General features: G+C 34.8%; 1 protein-coding gene. It reads left to right on the top strand.

What is annotated here, in order from left to right; translation table 11 throughout:
• A partial coding sequence (locus tag AKK44_RS09310; RefSeq protein WP_236686744.1) for a hypothetical protein occupies positions 1-711 on the top strand: 711 nt, incomplete at its 5' end.
• Between the last annotated feature and the right edge of the window lie 133 nt (positions 712-844).

Genomic DNA, 844 nt, shown 5'->3' on the forward strand with positions numbered 1-844 from the left:
TCTGTAGAAATTATTTCTCCTATGTTTGCTACCGGGAATGACTATGCTCGGAATGTAGTAGTTAACGCCAATCTTGTTAAAGCAAACGAGAAATCTATTTTAGATACATACGACGAACAAAAAGTAGAAGAGTTTGTATCCACCCCTGAAGAAATCGTTACTACAGATAAGATGTCTCAATCTGAATTTGAAGATTTTACCCAAATAGTTTATGCAGAAGCAGAATCTTTAAACCTTCCAACTCCAACCCAGGAAGACGTTGCTGTATATGCGCAATCAATCATTAATTTATATACTCCCGGAACTTCTAATTATTTAAATTTAGCTGAAACAACTGAAAAAATTATAGATGGAATAGACGAAAATCACGAGAATTTATTTGATCGTATTAGCGGTCAAGATGTTTTAGCGGCTGCTCATGGAGCTATTTCTAATTCCGTTTTAGCTAGTGCTATTAACGTCGGCGTTAGTTTTGCTGTTGGCGGAGGAGTTGGAGCAGGTATCAAAGCTTTAATTATGAAACACGGTGCTGAGTATGCAACAAGATTAATCGCGAGAAAAGTTGTTGCAACTCTTATGACTTTCGGAATAAGACAAGTAACCGGAATAAATTCTATTATTTCTCATGTTGTTAAAAATGTTCTTGACCCAGGATCAACTATTGCAGCATGGTTAGACGCTCGAGATAAGATTAAAAAAATGGCTGGGTAGAATGGTGGTAAAACTATGCTAGATGTATGGTTTGTTGTATTTTTGTTGGCTCTATTTTTCATTGCAACTATCTATTTTTGGATAAAAATTTATATAATAGATATTGCAAAGACTGTAGAAACCACTAAAAAAA

The organism is Streptococcus phocae, from assembly GCF_001302265.1.
Taxonomy (GTDB): Bacteria; Bacillota; Bacilli; order Lactobacillales; family Streptococcaceae; genus Streptococcus; species Streptococcus phocae.